The sequence below is a fragment of the Streptomyces sp. NPDC050619 genome, from assembly GCF_040654815.1.
Taxonomy (GTDB): Bacteria; Actinomycetota; Actinomycetes; order Streptomycetales; family Streptomycetaceae; genus Streptomyces.
The window spans coordinates 173,626-190,713 of sequence record NZ_JBFAIR010000018.1; the positions used below are offsets into that span (position 1 = coordinate 173,626).

Here is a 17,088-nt window from a genome sequence, read left to right on the forward strand (position 1 = left end):
TCCTGTTCGATCGCATCTAGTCGCGCTCGGTCGTGCCCGATCGTGCCTGATCATCGAGTGAGCGGGTAGGCAAAGGTCCATTACCACCTGCGGGCTCCCAGGGGGCGCGCATTGCGACAAAGGGGCGTGCGCCGTCAGAGGTGCCGACTACATTTCGAGGAGACGGTGGGCGCAGTCTTGACCGGAAGACAGGCAGGGTGAGGGGGCCGCATGGCGAAGAAGGACGCACCGCCCCGCTGGGACCGCAAGATGCAGCAGCGGCTCGCACGCGGTGAGGCGGCCGCCCTCGGCGAGCTCTACGACCGCTTCGCCTCGCTCGTGCACGGCCTCGCCCACCGCGTCCTCGGCGACGAGCGGGCCGCCGACGGCATCACCCGCGAGGTCTTCGCCCATGTCTGGGAGCACCCGGACGCCTACGACCCCCGGCAGGGCCCCCTGCGCTCCTGGGTCGCCACGCTGACCCACCGCCTCGCCGTGCAGCGGCTGCGCGCCACCGAGACCGCCGCGCTGGCCCAGGAGGGCCACGGCTCCCGCGAGGAACTGGAGCGCAAGGTCCGCCGCGCCTCGGTCGCCGCCCGCGCCGACTACATCGTCCAGTCCATGCCCGTCCCGCTGCGCGCCGCCCTGGAGCTGGCCTACTTCCAGCGCCGCGACTACCGCCAGACCGCCACCGACCTCGGCGTCACCGAGGACGAGGCCCGCCGCCGCCTCCGCCTGGGCCTGCAACTGCTGTCCACCGCCCATGACGCCGCCGCACCCGGGGCCCCGCCCGGATACGGGGGTGCCGCGTGAACGACGCGGACCGGTTCGAGGCGTACGACGAGAACGACAAGAACGAGGATGAGGACAGGAAGGCCAGCGAGGACGGGAAGGTCGGGAAGGAGGACTCGGGCGGCGACGGCGACGGCAACGGCGACCCCGGCGACCCCGGAAGCGGCCGCACCCCCGACCCCGACCATCCGCTCCGTATCCCCATGCCCCGCACCTCCGTCGAGGACAGCGGCCGGCCGCTGCCGGCCCTGGAGGAACCGGCCGAGTCGGCCTCGGCCGACCCCCCGCCGCTCGCCCTCGAGCACCACGTCCTGAAGGCGCTCCTCGGTGCGTGGGCACTGGCCGCCTGCTCGCCCGAGGAGACGGCGGCCGTCGAGGACCACCTCGGCGACTGCGGCGGCTGCGCGGACGAGGCCCTGCGGCTGCGCGAGGCGGTCGGACTGCTGCAACGCCAGGAGAGCCTCGACCTGGACCCCGGCCTGCGCACCCGCGTCCTGGCGGGCTGCCTCGACCGGCGCCCGCCGCGCATCCCGGTGCCCGAGTGGGCGACGCCGTACGACGCCGAGACCGCCCGCCTGGACGCCCTGTTGCAGGACATAGGTGACGCCGAGTGGCACGCGCCCGTGCGGCTGCGCTGGTTCGAGGCCGACGCGGAGACGAGCCGCCGTACGACGGTCGCCGGGGTCATCGCGCACCTGCTGACGGTCGACGGCCTGGTCGCGGTCGCGCTCGGGCTCGACGACCCGCTGGGCGAGTTGGAGGCAGCGGCTGCGACGCCGTCCGCGCGCACCGAGGCGTACTGGCGGGCCTCGCACTTCCCGCACACCCGTTCCGTGCGGGCGCCCTGGCGGGAACAGAGCCACGACCTGGTGCGCACGGTGGGGTTCACGGGTGGCGGCTCCGGCAGGCTGGCCGTCCCGTACGGCGACTGCGAGCTTCCGCTGCACGACGCGATGCTGGACCGGGCCTTCGAGTGCTGGGTGCACGCGGAGGACATCGCCGAGGCGGTGGACTACCCCTACGACCCGCCCTCCCCGCGCCACCTCAACCGCATGATCGACCTCGCGGCCCGCATGCTGCCCGGCGTGCTGGCGGTACGGCGGCGGACCGGGCTGGCCGCACCGGCCGTCGGACGGCATCTGGTGCCGGCGGGCGAGCCCGGGCGCAGTCTGCGGCTGGAGATCGAGGGCATGGGCGGCGGCCACTGGCTGATCCCGCTGGACTCCGCGGGCGCGGTGGGCTCAGCCGATCACGAGGTGGCCCACGTCGCCCTGGACGGCGTGGAGTTCTGCCGACTGGCCGCGGGGCATGTGTCTCCGACGGAGGCGGCGGCGGGGCAGTTGGGTGACCGGGAGGCGATCAAGGACGTACTGTTCGCGGCGGCTTCGTTGAGCCGGATGTAGGGATGTTCCCCGCGCCCCTTGAGGTGGGACCAGCGTGCCGACCTAGGGGCGCGGGGAACTGCGCGACCAGCCCCCACGCACCCGCAGCCGCCACCCGCCAGAACCCCCCGAGCGACTAGGCGAACACAACCGTCCGCCGCCCATTGAGCAAAACCCGCCGCTCCGCGTGCCACTTCACGGCCCGCGCCAGCGCCTGGCACTCCACGTCCCGGCCGATCGCGACCAGTTGGTCCGGGGTGACGCCGTGGCCGACGCGCTCGACCTCCTGCTCGATGATCGGGCCCTCGTCCAGGTCGGCCGTCACATAGTGCGCGGTGGCACCGATCAGCTTCACCCCGCGCGCGTGCGCCTGGTGGTACGGCTTCGCGCCCTTGAAGCTCGGCAGGAAGGAGTGGTGGATGTTGATGATCTGCCCGTTGAGCTGCTTGCACAGGTCGTCGGAGAGCACCTGCATATAGCGGGCGAGCACGACCAGCTCGACGTCCTGCTCCCGTACGAGCTTCAGCAGCTGCGCCTCGGCCTCCGCCTTCGTGTCCTTCGTCACCGGAATGTGGTGGAAGGGGATGTTGTACGACCCCACGAGCTCGGCGAAGTCGGTGTGGTTGGACACCACGGCGGCGATCTCCACCGGCAGCGCGCCGATCCGGGTGCGGAACAGCAGGTCGTTCAGGCAGTGCCCGAACTTGCTGACCATCAGCACGATCCGCATCTTCTCGTCGGCCCGGTCGAGCTGCCAGTCCATCTGGAAGGAGTCACCGACCGCCGCGAAGCTGGCCCGCAGCTTCTCCACGGTCACCGGCGGCTCCGCCGAGAAGTGGACGCGCATGAAGAACAGTCCCGTGTCGTGGTCACCGAACTGCTGGCTGTCCTCGATGTTGCAGCCCGTCATGAAGAGGTAGCTCGACACGGCGTGCACGATGCCCTGCTTGTCGGGGCAGGCGAGGGTGAGGACGTACTGCTCGGACGGGACCGGGGCTCGGGTGGACTGCTCACTCATGCAGGAAAGGGTCGCATATCCGGCCCGGCCGAGCGGATGGCCGTCCGCCACACGAAACGTCTACGCGGAACGCGTCATGATCCGCAGCACCTCCAGCGTGCGCGGCGGCACGTCCGGGTCCTCCCCGTCGGCCATCGCCATCCGCACGTGCGCGTCACGCGCCGCCCGGACCGCCTCCGGCCAGGCTTCGTGGTCGACGTAGGCCGAGACGGGGGCGTCGGGGCCGACCTGGTGCATGATCCGCAGCACGCGCAGGACGGCGCTGTCGACGAGCGCCGCCTCCTGCGAGTCCCGGAAGATCGTGCCGACGTACTTCTCGGCGGACCAGTTGTCGAGCCAGGTGTCCTCGACCAGGCGGTACACGGCGTCGGTCACGTCTCCGTACCCGTCGACGCCGGCCAGCCAGACGTCCCGCTGGAACGCCTGATCGGAGAGCATGTGCAGCGCGGAGCGCACATTACTGCGCCAGCGCCACCACGGCATGTCATTCAATGGCATGCCGCCCATGGTGGGGGAGCGACGGCCGTGACGGGAAGAGTTCTCCGAACCTTGCACGGTCATCGATCGTACGTTCCCCTTCTCGGGCGCCTCATCGGCCCCCCGCTGTTCACCCTCACGTCACCAACGGCTCACCGAGAGTCGCACTCTGGTTAGCAGTGTGGCGGAAGCGTGTGGGTCCATGACCGGCAGGCGACGCAACCGCAGAACCTTTCCCCCCACCTTCACCAGGCCCGTCAGTGCCACCGCCCTGCGTGCGGGGGTGCTGATGGCGTGCGCGTCGCTCGCCGCCGCCTGCGGGGTCATCCCTGGTGCCACGGGGGGCTCCGGGGATGACCCGATCAAGGTCATGACCTGGGCCCCGCACGATACCAAGGCGACCAACAAACCGGGCATGCCCGCCTTCGCGCAGGCCTACGCCCGCTGGATCAACTCCCAGGGCGGCATCGCCGGCCGCAAGCTCACCGTCCTGACCTGCAACGACCGCAACGACAGCGTGGGGGCGGCGAGGTGCGCCCAGCGCGCCGTCGACGAGGACGTCATCGCGGTCGTCGGCTCCTACAGCCAGTACGGCGACTCCTTCCTCCCGCCCCTGGAAGGCGCGGGCATCCCCTACATAGGCGGATACGGCGTCACCAACGCCGAGTTCACCAGTCCGCTCTCCTACCCCGTCAACGGCGGACAGCCCACCCTCCTGGCCGGCCTCGGCAAGGCGCTCGCGGACTGCGGGCCCGTCACGCTCGTCCGGGCCGACAGCATCGCGGGCGACGAGCTGCCCGCCCTGCTCGACTCCGGCCTGACGGCGGGCGGACACCCGGACTCGCAGGATTTGCGGGCCGCGGAGGACGCCACCGAGTACTCGGAGCAGGCGGACCGGGCGCTCGCGGAGACCACCGCCGACCCGACGAAGAAGGGCTGTGTGGTGCCCACGCTCGGCGATCGCACCGACACCTTCATGGACTCCTTCCGGCGCTCCCGCCCGGACTACCCCGACGTACGGACCGCCATGGTGCTCGGCAACGTCGACCAGACGGTGATCAACTCCTCCGGCGGCCAGTCCGGGCCGTACGAGGGGTCGTACATCACCGGCTGGTACCCGGTGGAGACGGACGCGCGCTGGAACGAGATGAAGAAGGTCATCAGCGAGCAGGCCTTCGGCGACAACCGCATCGACCCCGCCGACGCCGGTGTGCAGACCACGTGGATCGCGTACACCGTCTTCAAGGAGGTCGTCGAGTCGCTGGACGGCGAGGTGAGCGCCAACGCCGTGACCAAGGCCCTGGACAGCGGGCTGAAGGTCACCACGGGCGGGCTGACCCCGACGCTCCAGTGGAACTTCCAGGGGCCGCTCGCGTCCGTCGGCTATCCGCGCCTGGTCAACACCGAGGTGACCCTTCAGGTCGTCAGGCAGGGCCGGCTGGTGTCGGCCAAGAAGGGCTTCATCGACGTGACGGCCACGCTGAAGGACGCCGACCTGGGCTGACCCGGGCCGGCGCCTTCTCAGGTACGGCGCCGGATCACAGCTGGGTGGGCTGGCGCTCGGTCAGTCCGTACGTCTTCGCTATCGCGTTCCACAGCGGGGCGGCCTTGGTCTTCTGGGTGCTGGCGGTGCCGCTCGCCCGGTTGCCGGCCAGGGTCTGGCCGGTGGTGCGGGCCTGGCCCTTCTTGCAGCCCTTCTTGCCGGCCGCCTGGTCGGCCCAGGCCGCGTAGTGGTTGTCGGCCGACGCGGACGCCTGCCACGCCTTCGTGAGGGAGGCGGTCAGCGCGGCGTTGCCGGGTAGCTTGTCGACCTCGACGCCGGAGAGACGGGTCACCAGTTCGGCGCGCTGCTTGGCCGCGTCACGCAGGTCCTTGGCCGCCTGGCCGAGGTTCTTGCAGGACTTCACGTTCGCCACCGCTCTGATCACCGAGGCCCGGCTGTCGCCGCTGTCGGCGAGCAGCTTGTCCAGCGCCACGGCCTGCTGCTCGGCCGGGTCGGCGGACGGCGAGGCGGAGCCCTCGGTCGCGGGAGCCGTGGCGGAGACGGTCTGGTTCTTGTCGCCGTCCTTGTCGTCGCCCCCGCCACCGGCGAGCAGCGCACCGGCGCCTACCCCGAGGACGACGATGCCCACACCGACGGCGGCGATCAGCGGCACCCGGCCCCTACGCCGGCCCCGGCCGCCGTCACCGTCGTAGCCACCGCCCGCACCGGGAGGGGCGTACGACGGCTGCGGGGACTGCCCGTACGGCTGCTGGGCGGACTGCGCGTACGGCTGCTGAGCGGACTGCGCGTACGGCTGCTGGGCGGCGGTGTGCACGGCCTCGGGCTGCTGGAAGCGCGGCATTTGCTGGGTCGACGCGGCCGGACCCGGCCCGCCCGGCCCACTGCGGAAAAGGTTGTCGAACTCGGCGGGCGGCTGCCGGTCCCCGCCCTGCTGCCCGTACGACGCCCCGCCGGGGCCCGGCTGTCCGGGCACGGGCGCGATGTACTGCGTGGCCTCGGCGTCGGGGTTGGAAACGGGGGGCAGCGGCCCGGCACCGGCACGGGCACCGGCCTGCTTGGCACGGCCCAGGAACTGCGTCGACTCGGAGGACGGCGCGGCGGCGGGCGATCCGGCACCCACCTCGGGCGGCAGCGCCCCGGGCCCCACGGGCGGGAGGTACTGGGTCGCCCCCTCGTCCGCGCGCGCGGCCCCCTGTCCCGGGTACCGCGTCGCCGCATCCCCCGGCACCGGCGGGATGTACTGGGTGGCACCTTCGTCGGCGGGCGGCAGCGGACCAGCACCAGGGCTGGAGCTACCCGGCGCCGCGGGCGGCAGCGAAGTATCCGGAGCACCACCGTGCCTCGCAGCCGGCAGAGACCCATCGGCGGAAGCAGCACCATACGCACCGGCACCGTCATTGCCAGACGCCGCGGGCGGCAGCGAAGTGTCCGGAGCGCCGCCGTGCCTCGGAGCCGGCGGGGACCCATCGGCCGAGGCAGAACCATACGCACCGGCGGCCGGGAAGGAACCGGCACCACCATTGCCAGGCACCGCAGGCGGCAGCGAAGTGTCCCGAGCACCACCGTGCCTCGCAGCCGGCAGAGACCCATCGGCCGAGGCAGCACCATACGCACCGGCGCCGGCATTGCCAGACGCCGCGGGCGGCAGCGAAGTGTCCGGAGCGCCGCCGTGCCTCGGAGCCGGCGGGGACCCATCGGCGGAGGGTGTGCCGTACGCGCCGCCGGGAGCGCCGTACCCGTCAGCGGGCGGAAGCGGACCAGCGCCGGCGTTGCCGGGCGCCGCGGGCGGCAGCGAGGTGTCCGGGGCGGCGCGGTGTCTCGCGGCTGGCAGCGGCGCATCTGCGGGAGGAGAACCGTACGCACCGGAGGGAGCGCCGTACCCGTCAGCTGGAGCGCCGCCGCCGTATGCACCGGAGGGTGCGGGCGAGCCGTACGCACCGGCAGGAGCGCCGTAGGCGTCGGCGGGAGGCATGGGGGCTCCCTGGCCGCCGCCACCGTGTCCTCCGGGCGGGAGCGGCGCTCCAGCGGAGGGCGAGCCGTACGCCCCGCCCGACGGCGAAGGGCCGTCCGGCCCACCGCCCTGCCCCGCAGACGGCGACGGAGCCCCACCGGAAGCAGAACCGTACGCACCCGTCGACGACGAGGACGCGGGCGGCAGCGGTGCCCCGCCCGGCTGGGAGCCGTACGCGTCGGGAGGGGTGGGTGAGCCGTAGGGAGCACCCTGCCGCTGGGCGGGCGGTATGAAGGCGCCCTGACCGCCGCCGTGTCCCGGCGCGGTGGGCGAGCCGTAGTTGTCGGTGCCGTATGCCGAGGGCTGGGGCGGGGCGTCGGCCGGGGGCTCGGGCGCGGCCCAGGCCGCTGGGAACGTCGAGTGGTTCTGCTCGGGTGGGCTCCAGGACTGGGCGGACGGGGACGACCATCCCTCGCCCGGCGGTGGGGCCGGGGTCTGGTGCTGGTCGGGGCCCCACGGGGTGTCCCAGGCCTGGCCGCGGGGCGGAGCCGAGGGCGGGCCGGACGGCGAGCCGGGGGTCGGACCATGGTGACCGGCGTTCTGGCCGCCGTATCCGCCTGTCATTCCCGGCAGCAGGGGTTCCCCGCCGTCGGAGGGCAGCACGATGCCTTCGCGCGCCTCGCGCGGCGAGGGCTCGTCGCCCTGTCCACCTTGCGTCACCGGGACTCCTACTAATGGGGGACCTTCGGAACCGTCGGCTCACGCTACCGGGTCCCCAGAGCCGGGTGCTACGCAGCTCAGTACGTGACCTGCGTCCCTGTGACCGCAGTAACAGATCCCGTGACAGACCAGTGACACAACCCGGCCCCCATCCGCTTTACAGGCCCCCTTTGCAGGCCCCCCTCTCGCGACCCGGTACCCGCTCTACGCCGCCGCCTGTAGATCCAGCCGCGCCCCGAACTCCCGTACCACAGGCTCGTCCCGGTACGGCTCCAGCCGCTGCTGGAAGTCGTCCAGGTACTCGGCGCCCCGGTTGGACCGGAGGGTCTCCAGGAGCTCCACGGCCTTCAGGCCGGTGTTGCAGGCCTGTTCCACCTCCCGCTGCTGCACCTGCGCGCTCGCCAGCAGCACATAGCCGATGGCCCTGCGGCGGGCCCGCGACTCGGGGTGCCCGGCCAGGGACTCCCGCGCGCACCGCGCCGCCGCCTCGGCCTGGCCCAGGTCCCGGTGGCAGTGCGCCAACTCGTCGGCCAGATACGCCTCGTCGAAGTGCGCGATCCACGCCGGGTCGTCCCCGGAGTCCGGGTCCGCCTGCTCCAGCGCGCTCACCGCCCGCCCGGACGCCGACTGGGCCGACCGCGCGTCGCCCATCAGCGCGTGCCCGCGCGCCTCCGCCGCGTGGAACATGGACTCCGCGCGCGGTGTCACGCGCCCACGCGCCCCCTCCTGCGCGGCCCGCGCCAACTGCGCGATCTCACGCGGGTTTCCGAGCTGCGCGGCGAGGTGGCTCATGGAGGCGGCGAGGACATACCCGCCGTAGCCACGATCGCCCGCCGCCTGCGCGAGCCGCAGCGCCTGGATGTAGTACCGCTGGGCGAGGCCCGGTTGCCCGGTGTCGACGGCCATGTAGCCCGCGAGTTCGGTCAGTCGGGCCACCGCGGCGAAGAGGTCTCGGCCGACCGCCTCGCGGTACGACCCCGCCAGCAGGCCCGAGACGACGCTGTTGAGGTAGTGCACGACGACCGGGCGCACGTGCCCGCTGCCGTACTGGTGGTCCAGGTCGACCAGCGCCTGGGTCATCGCGCGCACGGCCCGCACGTCGGACTGCCCCACCCGCGGCCCGGCCGAACGCGCGACCTGCGAGTCCGGCGAGGAGATGAGCCAGTCGCGGCTCGGCTCGACCAGCGCGGACGCGGCGACGGAGGAGCCGGACAGGAAGTCCCGGCGGCCCACGTCACTGCGCCACAGCTCACACACCTGCTCGATGGCTCCCAGCACCGTCGGCGAGAACTGGAGGCCGACGCCTGAGGCGAGGTTCTTGCCGTTGGCCATGCCGATCTCGTCGATCGTGACCGTACGGCCGAGTTTGCGGCCGAGTGCCTCCGCGATGATCGCCGGGGCGCGCCCGCGTGGCTGCTGTCCGCGCAGCCAGCGCGCCACGGACGTCTTGTCGTACCGCAGGTCGAGACCGTGCTCGGCGCCGCACATGTTGACCCGGCGGGCGAGCCCCGCGTTGGAGCAGCCCGCTTCCTGAATGAGCGCCTGCAGTCGTTCGTTCGGCTGCCGCGCGACGAGAGGCCTTGCGGCCATGGCGTACCCCCTGTGGCTGCGGTGCCTGCCCACGCACCGAGTTGACGTGTCTTCCACCGAATCCACCGAATCCACCGAATCCACCGAAAAGATCCGGCCGTGAAGATCAATGCCCCGCCTACGCAGCGAAAATGCGAGACTTGCGCAGATTGCCGGGGTAAAGGCGGTTGCCGCCCCCACACCTGACTACCCAGCTCACGCACCGGTTCCTCCCGCGCGCCCCCGCACATGCATCCATGCGCCCCAACTACGGAAGCGATGCCCCGCCCCCGCGCGCGCGACGCCCGTAACCCAAGGTGAGCGCGGGAGTTGTGTTCAGCGTGGAAGAGACGATCGCGGGCACCGAAGCCGCTCAGATTCCGAAGCAGCGCGGGGAATCGCTGCTGGAGACCGCCGTACGTTACGCCGAGGAGCGCCACTGGGACGTCTTCCCCGGCACCTGGCTGGAACCCGCCGACGGGGTGCAACGCTGCTCGTGCGGCGACCCCGCGTGCGCCGTGCCCGGCGCGCACCCCGCGCGCGAGGACTGGGCGACGCAGGCCACGGGCAGTGCGACCGTGGCGCGCCGGATGTGGCAGAAACAGCCGACGGCGTCGATCCTGCTGCCCACCGGGCGTACGTTCGACGCGATTTCCGTGCCGGAGACGGCCGGGTTTCTCGCGCTGGCGCGGATGGAGCGGATGGAGTTGACGCTCGGGCCGGTGACGTTGACGCCGGCTCGGCGGATGCACTTCTTCGTGCTGCCGGGGGCTTCGGTCAAGCTGCCGGAGCTGGTGCGGAAGTTGGGCTGGTCGCCCTCGTCGCTCGATCTTGTCGCGCTGGGTGAGGGGGCTTATGTCGCTGGGCCGCCTACACGGTTCGGGTCGTCGGGGGCTGTGCAGTGGGCTTGTCGGCCTACGCCGGCGAATCGGTGGCTGCCGGATGTGGAGGAGTTGATCTCGCCGCTTGCTTATGCGTGTGGGCGGGATCGGTAGATCGCGGTTGCGTCTGCCTGGCTGATGTCGCGTGGCGGCTGCGGGTCCGTCGTGGCTTGTCGCGCAGTTCCCCGCGCCCCTGAGCGGCGTCTGTCCACCGTAGGGTTCAACCATGACGTCGGGAGCAGTAGCGGGGACAGCCGCCGTACGCGTTCAAGGGCTCTGGAAGCGGTTCGGGCAGCAAGTTGCCGTTGCCGGGGTTGATCTGGAGTTGCCCGCGGGGAAGTTCATCGGGCTGGTCGGGCCCAACGGGGCCGGGAAGACCACCACGCTGTCGATGGTGACCGGGCTGCTCAGGCCCGATCTGGGGAGCGTCGAGGTCGTGGGGCACGACGTGTGGCGGGACCCGGTCGAGGTGAAGGCGCGGATCGGGGTGCTGCCGGAGGGGCTCCGGCTGTTCGAGCGGCTGTCCGGGCGCGAACTGCTCACCTACTCCGGACGGTTGCGCGGGCTGCCCGGTGCCGAGGTCGACAAGCGCGTCACCCAGCTCCTCGACGTCCTCGACCTGTCCGGTGCCCAGCACAAGCTCGTCGTCGACTACTCGACCGGCATGCGCAAGAAGATCGGGCTCGCGGCGGCCCTCCTCCACAATCCCGAAGTGCTCTTTCTCGACGAGCCGTTCGAGGGCGTCGACCCGGTGTCGGCCCAGACCATCCGGGGGGTCCTGGAGCGGTACACCGCCTCCGGCGCGACCGTCGTCTTCTCCTCCCATGTGATGGAGCTCGTCGAGTCGCTGTGCGACTGGGTCGCGGTGATGGCCGCGGGCCGGATCCGCGCCCACGGGCCGCTCGCCGAGGTGCGCGGCGAGGCGCCCTCGCTGCAGAGCGCGTTCCTCGAACTCGTCGGCGCCGGCCGCCGTGACGCCGGTTCCGACCTCGACTGGCTGGGCGGCGGGGCGGTCCGGTGAGCGCCGACATCACCCCGGTCGTCGTACAGCTGAAGCTGTCGTTGCTGAAGAACGGGCTCAAGCAGTCGAGCGGCCGGCGCGCCGCCTACATCGGCTCGGCCGTCGCCGTCCTGCTGTTCTCCGCGGTGCAGCTGATCGGCCTGATCGCGTTGCGCGGGAACGCGCACGCCGCGTCCGTGGTCGTGCTGCTGGTGGCGGTGCTGGCGGCGGGCTGGGCGGTGATGCCGCTGTTCTTCTCCAGCGGCGACGAGACCCTGGATCCGACCCGCCTGGTGATGCTGCCGCTGCGGCCCGGCCCGCTGGTGCGGGCCCTGCTCACGGCCTCGCTGGTCGGCATCGGGCCGCTGTTCACCCTGAGCATGCTGACCGGGTCCGTCATCTCGGTCGCGCACGGGGGTGTGGCGTACGTCGTCGGCCTCGTCGGCGTCGTCCTCGCGCTGCTGGTGTGCGTGGCCCTCGCGCGGGCCGTCGCCACCGCCAACATCCGGCTGCTGACCAGCCGCAAGGGCCGGGATCTGGCGGTGCTGAGCGGGCTGATCATCGCGGTCGGGGCGCAGGTCGTGAACTTCGGGGCGCAGCGGCTGGGTTCGAGCGGCCTTGCCCAGCTCGACGGACCGGCCGACGTGCTGAAATGGGTGCCGCCCGCGTCGGCGATCGGGGCGGCGGACTCCGCGAGCGAGGGATCGTACGGCGTCGCCGCCCTCCAGCTCGCCCTGTGCGCACTCGCGTTGGTGGGGCTGCTGAGCTGGTGGTCGCACCATCTGAACCGGCTGATGACCTCGCCGGACGGCTCCACCCTCCAGGCCGCCGACTCCAGGGCCCGCAAGCGGACGTCGAGCGGCCTGAGCCGGCTGCTGCCCGGCGGCCGTACCGGCACGGTCATGGAGCGCAGCCTGCGCTACGTGTGGCGCGACCCCAAGACCAAGGCGGCCTGGGTGACCTCGCTGGCCATCGGTCTGATCGTGCCCGTGTTCAACGCGTTGCAGGGCACCGGCTCGATCTACTTCGCCTGCTTCGCGGCCGGGATGCTCGGTGTGCAGATGTACAACCAGTTCGGGCAGGACACGTCCGCGTTCTGGATGGTCGCGATGACGATCTCGTCCACCCGGGACGCGTACGTCGAACTGCGCGCGCGAGCGCTGGCGCTGCTGGTGATCACCCTGCCGTACGCCACCCTCGTGACCGTCCTGACGACGGCGCTGCTGGGCGACTGGCCGAAGCTGCCCGAGGTGCTCGGGCTGTCCTTCGCGCTGCTCGGGGCGATGCTGGCGACCGGCGCGTGGACGTCGGCCCGCTTCCCGTACTCCATCCCGCAGGACGGCTACAAGAACGTGGCCCCCGGCCAGTCCGGGCTGGCCTTCATGGCGATTCTCGGCGGGATGGTCGGGGGCGCCCTGCTGTGCGCCCCCTTCATCGTCGCGACGATCTGGCTGAACGTCAGCGCGGGCGGCGACGAGTGGACCTGGCTGCTGCTGCCGGTGGGCGCGGTCTACGGGGCGGCGATCACGGTGGCGGGGCTGCGGATGGCGGCGCCGCGGACGGCCCGGCAGCTGCCGGAGATTCTGGTGGCGGTCAGCAGGGGGTGAGTCGAGTCCGGGGAGTCCCCCGGCCCGAGGCTCAGATCACGCGGAAGAGGTCGGCGGCGGCGTGGACGTCGGTGAGGTCCTCGACGGAGCGGAGGTTGTCGCACAGGGCGTCCAGGACCGAGCCGGCTTCGGCGGCGGGCGGGACGCCGACGGCGACGCCGAAGACCCGGAAGCCCAGCAGGTGCTTGGCGTCCCTCCAGTCGCGCATCCATTCCTCGGTGACGCCGCATTCGTCGTCGGTGAGCATCACGATGTCGCCGCGTCGGCGGGCGGCGTCGTTGAACTCCTCCGCCAGCAGTTCACCGGCCACCGTCAGCGGACGCTGGAAGCTGGTGCCGCCGCCGAGGAAGGTCTCCGCGAAGTCGAGGATCCGGGCGGTACCGGCGGGCCGGCCGGCCGGGAAGCGGAAGACCTGGATCTTGTCGGCGGCGGAGAACAGGATGCCGACGAAGTCACGCCCCGCGTGGCGGGCCTGGTCCAGCAGCGCCAGGGCGCATGCCTTGGCCCACGCCTCCCGGGTGACTCCGCCGGGCCCTTCCGCGTACATGGAGTGCGAGGTGTCGACGCACGCGATGATGGCGCCCCGGCCGGTGGCCTGCTCGCCCTGGCTGTCGTAGAGCATCAGCTCCCCGGCGGCGTAGCGCGCGGCGAACACCGCACGCAGCTCGGGCAGTCCGAGGTTCGCCAGCTCGGAGGGGATGACGCGGGAGAGGTCATCGCCGAGCGTGACGCCGACCAGCTCCCCGGCGGCGTTCTCCACCTTGCGGGCGCGCTCACCGCCCGCCATCTGCCGGAAGCGGCCGATCAGCTCGGCCCACTGGGCGAGACGGCCGGTGCGCAGCCGCTCGGCGAGCCGGGCGCGCTGGTCGAACGACATCCGCTCCAGCTCGCCGGGACCGACGCCCCATGCCCGCATCAGCGCGGACTCCTCCCGCACGGCCCCGGCGGCCTTCGCCGCCGCGCTCCGCGCGCCGGTACGGATACCGGGGGCCGCCGCCGCGAGGGCCTGAGCGGCGCCCTGGGCGGCCTGCCGCGCGGCGGCCTCGGCGGTCTCGGCGGCCTCGATCGCCTGCTGTACGGCGTCGGCGGCCGGGGTCGGCACGGTGCCCGCCCCATCCGGCCGGTCCGCCTCGTGGGCGGCCTGCTGGAGTGCCTCGCTCACGGCGGTCGCCGCGTCTTCGGCGTCCTGCTGGGCCTTCTTCGCCCGCTCGGCCTGTTCCTGGGCGTCCCGGGAGTGCTCAAGGAGCCGGCGCAACGCGGGGGTCTGGGCGAGTACGGCCATGGCGGCGGCGTAGGGGTCGCCGGCCGTCTCGCGGTGCAGCTCGGCGAACTCCGGTGAGTCCATCAGTGAGGTGATGACCTGGTGGTTGACCAGCCGGGAGGGGTCCATCTCCGCACGCTCGCGCAACCGCGGGCGGACCTTGTAGGCGGCCAGGAAGGCGTCGGTGAGGAGGTCGGTGGTGCAGGTCGCGTGGTTGTGGCGCTCGGTCAGCTCCTCGGCGAGCTCGCGTAGTCCGGCCGACTGCTCGTAGGTGTCGCGCCATGCGATCTGTTCGAAGCGGTCCGCGATCACGGCGGCGGTGTGCCGCTCGGGTGTGGCGGCGGACAGGCTCAGCCACTTCCCGGCCCGGCTCGCCAGCTCGTCGAGCCCGCTCGGTGTGCTGCCCGTCCTGCCCATGGCCGTGATCTCCCGGTGCTCAGATCTGTGCCTGCACCATGCTCGCGTCCAGGCCGAGGGCCTCGGTGAGCACGCGGGCGCGGACGGCGCGCTGGCGGCCGGTGACCCGGTCGACGGCGGCGGTGGAGCGGCCGGCGCCCGCCGCCTCCGCGCGCAGCTTCTCAAGGCGCTTTCCCGCCATGGCGAGCTGGTTGTGGGCCTTCTTGATGACCCATTCGCTCAGCGCCTCGCGGGACTGGCCGGCCATGGCGTCGAGCTGGGCCTCCAGCTCATCGATGGCGTCGGCCAGGTCGAGCGCCTCCTTGGCGTCGGGGTTGACCAGGTGCAGCACCTCGCGCTCGACGGTCGGGCGCTGGGCCGGGGAGTCCCACAGCACGTGGGTCAGCACCGACAGGTCGGTCTCGGCGACCGCCGGGCGGCCGTCGAGGTACGCGGACGCCTGGAGCAGGCCCACCGCCTGCCGCCAGCGGCGGTCGGAGGCGACGAGTTCCTTGCGGCGCAGGGCAGCCCGCAGCGTGCACACCGCGTCCACGATCGCGTCGGGGACGTCCACGGCCGGGACGGCTGCGGTCACGGCGTGCTGCAACGCGGCCAGTTCGATGGTGGTCCGGGTCGGCGGGGCCGGGCGGCTGACGGCGGAGCGGACCAGGGCGGCGAAGTTCGAGGGGTCGGCCAGGTATCCGACCTCGATCCGCACAAGGAGTCGGTCGTAGATCGCGGCCGTGTCCTCTCCGCTGGGCAGTTCGTTGCTCGCCGTGATGGCCCCGATCAGGGGGCAGCGGATCGGCTCGCCGCCGCTCTCGGGGTGGTAGATCCGCTCGTTGAGGAAGCCCAGCGTCTCGTTCAGCGCCGCCGTGGAGCACTTGAAGATCTCGTCGATGAACGCGACATGCGCGGTCGTGGCACGGCCGTCGTAGACCTGGCGGTACTCGCCCCGGGCCAGCGCGGCGACGTCGATGGGACCGAACATCCTCGTCGGCGCGGTGAACTTCGACAGGAGGATCTCCCAGTAGGACGCCCCCTCGACCCTGCCCGTGAGTTCCCGGGCCAGCTCGGACTTCGCCGTTCCGGGCGGGCCGAGCACCAACGAGTGCTGCCCGGCCAGCAGCGTCACCACCAGCGTCCGCACCACGTCGGCCCGCTCGTAGAAGCGGTCCGACAGCTCGTCGCCGATCGCGCGCAGCCGCTTGGCCGTGTCCTGCGCGTCCTGCGCGCCCTGTGCATCCATGTTCAACTCCTTGCCCGCGAGGCCCTGTTGGGCTGACGATGCCCCGAGGACCGCACCAGGAACGCGGGACGTCAGTTTCTGAGGTCGGTGAGGACGGCGTCCAGGAAGGGCTCGATGGCGCCCCGCCAGGCCTCCGGCTGGTCGTAGTGCACCAGGTGGCCCGCGTCGGCCACCTCCGCGTACTGGCCGCGGGGCAGCACGCGGACCATCTCCTGGGCCTCGGCGCGGCCCAGCTCGCCGTCGAGGCCGCGGACGACCAGGGTGGGGCACCGCACCTGCGCGAGCTCCTCCCAGTGCGCGTCGTAGACCCAGGTCTCGCGGGACTTCAGCATCTGCTCCGGCTCGAAGACCGGGCGCCAGCCGTCGGGGGATTCCTGCATGACCTCGGCGTAGAACTCGCCACGGGTCGGGTTCGGGCGCTCCACCCAGGGGTCGTCCTCGCCGAACCACTTGCGTACGTCGGCGAGGGTGGCGAAGGGAGCGGGCCAGGCCTTGAACCAGTCCTCCCACTCGCGCTGCGAGGCGCCGCCGAGTGCGGAGGCCCGCATGTCGCAGATGATCAGCCCGCAGACCAGGTCGGGGCGCTTGGCGGCGAGCTGCCAGGCGGTCAGGGCGCCCATGGCGTGACCGATGAGGACGGTCGGGGCGAGACCGAGTTGTTCGAGGGCGGCCTCGGCATCCTCGACGTAGGCCTCGCGGGTGAAGGACGCCCGCGGGGGCTTGTCGCTCTGGCCGTGGCCGCGCTGGTCGAGCGCGACGGCGCGGTGTCGCTCGGAGAGCCAGCGGGCGGTGGACGCCCAGTGCGAGGCGCGGCCCATCAGGCCGTGAAGTAAGAGCACGCCGTGGGCCCGCCCGGCCTCGCCCGGGTCCGGCTGCCGCGCTCCGGGCAGCGACCGGGCCGCCTGCTCCGGTACGTCCTTCGCCGGATCGGTCTTGGGAGGGTCCCCGAACTCCCAGGCCGCGAGGCGTACGCCGCCTGCGCCGATCACGTCGATGCGTCGCGCCATAGGTCTGGCACCCCCCTAAGCTCCGCCTGGCTCCGCTCGGACCGTGCGCTCCCGCTCAAGGCGGGGCCGGTCCCGTGAACCGCGTCCTGCCTGCCGTGTCTGCCGAACCTCTCGGGGCTGTCTCGCTCCCCGCACCCCTCCCCTCGCGTCCGCTGCGTGTACATCCCCCTACATCCCTGTAGCGCACATCCCGTGCGTCGCGTCACCCGCAGATTATCGAATAGATATTCGAAGATAGGGCATTGGCGGATAACACCCCTCGTTCGAGTGACCTCCCTCAAGGAATGATCGCCGC

At 72.3% G+C, this 17,088-nt stretch carries 14 protein-coding genes; 7 read left to right on the forward strand and 7 right to left on the reverse strand.

Annotated features, from left to right (window positions below; translation table 11 throughout):
* Window positions 1-210: 210 nt before the first annotated feature.
* Window positions 211-792 carry a sigma-70 family RNA polymerase sigma factor gene (locus AB0I77_RS28190; protein ID WP_363285503.1) on the forward strand — a complete coding sequence of 194 codons (582 nt, stop codon included), beginning with the start codon at window positions 211-213 and terminating at the stop codon, window positions 790-792.
* Window positions 789-2,174, forward strand: a complete 1,386-nt coding sequence (locus tag AB0I77_RS28195) for a zf-HC2 domain-containing protein (RefSeq protein WP_363285504.1) — start codon at window positions 789-791, stop codon at window positions 2,172-2,174. Before AB0I77_RS28190 ends, AB0I77_RS28195 begins: the two co-directional genes overlap by 4 nt.
* Before the next feature lie 115 nt (window positions 2,175-2,289).
* On the opposite strand, the gene purU is transcribed toward AB0I77_RS28195, so the two are convergent.
* Window positions 2,290-3,171, reverse strand: coding sequence for a formyltetrahydrofolate deformylase (purU, locus tag AB0I77_RS28200; protein ID WP_363285505.1), 882 nt, complete (start codon window positions 3,169-3,171; stop codon window positions 2,290-2,292).
* A gap of 60 nt (window positions 3,172-3,231) precedes the next feature.
* Complete coding sequence (locus AB0I77_RS28205; protein WP_363285506.1) at window positions 3,232-3,732, reverse strand: hypothetical protein; 501 nt, start codon at window positions 3,730-3,732, stop codon at window positions 3,232-3,234.
* Between the two features lie 118 nt (window positions 3,733-3,850).
* On the opposite strand from AB0I77_RS28205, the gene AB0I77_RS28210 reads away from it, so the two are divergent.
* Complete coding sequence (locus tag AB0I77_RS28210) at window positions 3,851-5,152, forward strand: ABC transporter substrate-binding protein (RefSeq protein ID WP_363285507.1); 1,302 nt, start codon at window positions 3,851-3,853, stop codon at window positions 5,150-5,152.
* A gap of 34 nt (window positions 5,153-5,186) precedes the next feature.
* Here AB0I77_RS28210 and AB0I77_RS28215 read toward each other — a convergent pair whose 3' ends face one another.
* Entirely contained in the window at window positions 5,187-7,124 is a 1,938-nt protein-coding gene (locus tag AB0I77_RS28215; protein ID WP_363285545.1) for a hypothetical protein, read from the reverse strand.
* Window positions 7,125-7,443: 319 nt separating this feature from the next.
* Between AB0I77_RS28215 and AB0I77_RS28220 the strand changes: the two genes are divergently transcribed.
* The gene (locus AB0I77_RS28220) at window positions 7,444-7,695 is read left to right on the forward strand and encodes a hypothetical protein (RefSeq protein WP_363285549.1); all 252 of its coding nucleotides are present in this window, start codon (window positions 7,444-7,446) and stop codon (window positions 7,693-7,695) included.
* Window positions 7,696-8,027: 332 nt separating this feature from the next.
* On the opposite strand, the gene AB0I77_RS28225 is transcribed toward AB0I77_RS28220, so the two are convergent.
* Window positions 8,028-9,413 carry a transcriptional regulator gene (locus tag AB0I77_RS28225; protein WP_363285508.1) on the reverse strand — a complete coding sequence of 462 codons (1,386 nt, stop codon included), beginning with the start codon at window positions 9,411-9,413 and terminating at the stop codon, window positions 8,028-8,030.
* A 311-nt stretch (window positions 9,414-9,724) separates the two neighbouring features.
* On the opposite strand from AB0I77_RS28225, the gene AB0I77_RS28230 reads away from it, so the two are divergent.
* From AB0I77_RS28230 to AB0I77_RS28240, 3 genes are all read left to right on the forward strand, one after another.
* Window positions 9,725-10,387, forward strand: coding sequence for a bifunctional DNA primase/polymerase (locus tag AB0I77_RS28230; protein ID WP_363285509.1), 663 nt, complete (start codon window positions 9,725-9,727; stop codon window positions 10,385-10,387).
* A gap of 112 nt (window positions 10,388-10,499) precedes the next feature.
* Window positions 10,500-11,294, forward strand: a complete 795-nt coding sequence (locus AB0I77_RS28235; RefSeq protein ID WP_363285510.1) for an ABC transporter ATP-binding protein — start codon at window positions 10,500-10,502, stop codon at window positions 11,292-11,294.
* Entirely contained in the window at window positions 11,291-12,880 is a 1,590-nt protein-coding gene (locus AB0I77_RS28240; protein WP_363285511.1) for a transporter, read from the forward strand. The genes AB0I77_RS28235 and AB0I77_RS28240 overlap by 4 nt, the downstream gene beginning before the upstream one ends.
* Before the next feature lie 31 nt (window positions 12,881-12,911).
* On the opposite strand, the gene AB0I77_RS28245 is transcribed toward AB0I77_RS28240, so the two are convergent.
* The 3 genes from AB0I77_RS28245 to AB0I77_RS28255 form a co-directional block, all read right to left on the reverse strand.
* On the reverse strand, window positions 12,912-14,558 hold the full coding sequence (locus AB0I77_RS28245) for a VWA domain-containing protein (RefSeq protein WP_363285512.1): 1,647 nt from the start codon (window positions 14,556-14,558) through the stop codon (window positions 12,912-12,914).
* A 19-nt stretch (window positions 14,559-14,577) separates the two neighbouring features.
* Complete coding sequence (locus tag AB0I77_RS28250; RefSeq protein ID WP_363285513.1) at window positions 14,578-15,786, reverse strand: AAA family ATPase; 1,209 nt, start codon at window positions 15,784-15,786, stop codon at window positions 14,578-14,580.
* Between the two features lie 71 nt (window positions 15,787-15,857).
* A complete protein-coding gene (locus AB0I77_RS28255) occupies window positions 15,858-16,793 on the reverse strand; it encodes an alpha/beta hydrolase (RefSeq protein ID WP_363285514.1) in 936 nt (311 codons plus the stop codon).
* Window positions 16,794-17,088 lie beyond the last annotated feature (295 nt).

What these genes read in the sequence shown, in the direction of transcription:
- AB0I77_RS28255 (WP_363285514.1), bottom strand. Translation starts at nt 16,793, where the DNA reads ATGGCGCGACGCATCGACGTGATCGGCGCAGGCGGCGTACGCCTCGCG.
- AB0I77_RS28190 (WP_363285503.1), top strand. Translation starts at nt 211, where the DNA reads ATGGCGAAGAAGGACGCACCGCCCCGCTGGGACCGCAAGATGCAGCAG.
- AB0I77_RS28250 (WP_363285513.1), bottom strand. Translation starts at nt 15,786, where the DNA reads ATGGATGCACAGGGCGCGCAGGACGCGCAGGACACGGCCAAGCGGCTG.
- AB0I77_RS28215 (WP_363285545.1), bottom strand. Translation starts at nt 7,124, where the DNA reads ATGCCTCCCGCCGACGCCTACGGCGCTCCTGCCGGTGCGTACGGCTCG.
- AB0I77_RS28205 (WP_363285506.1), bottom strand. Translation starts at nt 3,732, where the DNA reads ATGACCGTGCAAGGTTCGGAGAACTCTTCCCGTCACGGCCGTCGCTCC.
- AB0I77_RS28225 (WP_363285508.1), bottom strand. Translation starts at nt 9,413, where the DNA reads ATGGCCGCAAGGCCTCTCGTCGCGCGGCAGCCGAACGAACGACTGCAG.
- AB0I77_RS28210 (WP_363285507.1), top strand. Translation starts at nt 3,851, where the DNA reads ATGACCGGCAGGCGACGCAACCGCAGAACCTTTCCCCCCACCTTCACC.
- AB0I77_RS28235 (WP_363285510.1), top strand. Translation starts at nt 10,500, where the DNA reads ATGACGTCGGGAGCAGTAGCGGGGACAGCCGCCGTACGCGTTCAAGGG.
- AB0I77_RS28245 (WP_363285512.1), bottom strand. Translation starts at nt 14,558, where the DNA reads ATGGGCAGGACGGGCAGCACACCGAGCGGGCTCGACGAGCTGGCGAGC.
- purU (WP_363285505.1), bottom strand. Translation starts at nt 3,171, where the DNA reads ATGAGTGAGCAGTCCACCCGAGCCCCGGTCCCGTCCGAGCAGTACGTC.